Raw genomic sequence first — 991 nt, forward strand, 5'->3', positions numbered from 1 at the left:
CTAGATGAGTGAGTCCAAAGTTGGTCAGTGGTCGTAGGCGATCAGTGATCGGGTGACGGGCTGGCCGGTGGCGCGGTTGTGCCAGATCGCGGCGGTCAGGGCCAGGAGACGCTGGGCGACTCGGGCGGTCACGCCGGTCAGGCTGCGTCCGCCATGCAGTTCGAGGTCGAGCTGGCCTTTGAGGGTGTCGTAGACCGACTCGATCAGCTGCCGGACGGGGGCGAGCAGGTGCTCACCGGGGCGGGGCTTGAGGTGGCGGTAGGACGGGCGCAGCAGCGCAGCACCCCGTCGGTGCAGGTAGCTGTCGAGCTCGGCGGAGATGTAGTTCTTGTCCGCCAGCAGAAGCAGCCCGGGCCGGTCGACCAGTAGGTCGGCGTCGGCGTCGAGCACGCACATGAGCACTTGCCGGTCGTCATGCCGCGGCGGGGCCAGTGCCCAGGTGATCGGCAGGCCGGCCGGCGTGCAGATCAGGTGCAGCCGCAGTCCCCAAAACCAGCGCGAGTGGCTGGGGCAGTAGCCGTAGCCGGCGGTGCCGGCCAGGTCTGAGCGCCGCGCTGTCGGGCGGGAGCGGGCGCACTCGACCGGAGTGGAGTCGACCAGCCACACCGGATCGCCCCACAGATCGGTGTCGGCAGCCAGCACCCGGATCACCCGCTTGAGCAGCGGCAGGGCGGTGCGCAGCCGCTTGTTGTAGCCGGACTGGCCGGGCAGGTAAGGAAAGGCGCCGGGCAACGCGGCAGGGACCAACCGCAGCCAGCGGGCCTCGGAGGGCACGCCGAGCAATGCCTGGGCCACGGCCAGGGTGAGCAGCTCGGAGTCGGTCAGCCGCGGTGGGCGTCCGGTCCGCACGCGACCAGCGAGGTAGTCGTCGATGCGGACGTAGAGTGCGGTCAGGAGGGTGTTGAGGTCGGTCGTCACAACCCGAGCCTGAACACCCTCCGCCCGCGCCTACAGCGCCTTTCGCCTCTGCTGACCCTTAGGACTTACTCGT

General features: G+C 69.6%; 1 protein-coding gene. It reads right to left on the reverse strand.

What is annotated here, in order from left to right:
* Positions 1–24 precede the first annotated feature (24 nt).
* Complete coding sequence (locus tag ABQ292_RS26535) at positions 25–918, reverse strand: IS982 family transposase (protein ID WP_369210693.1); 894 nt, start codon at positions 916–918, stop codon at positions 25–27.
* Positions 919–991 lie beyond the last annotated feature (73 nt).

It is taken from the genome of Geodermatophilus maliterrae (genome assembly GCF_041018925.1).
Lineage (GTDB): Bacteria > Actinomycetota > Actinomycetes > Mycobacteriales > Geodermatophilaceae > Geodermatophilus > Geodermatophilus maliterrae.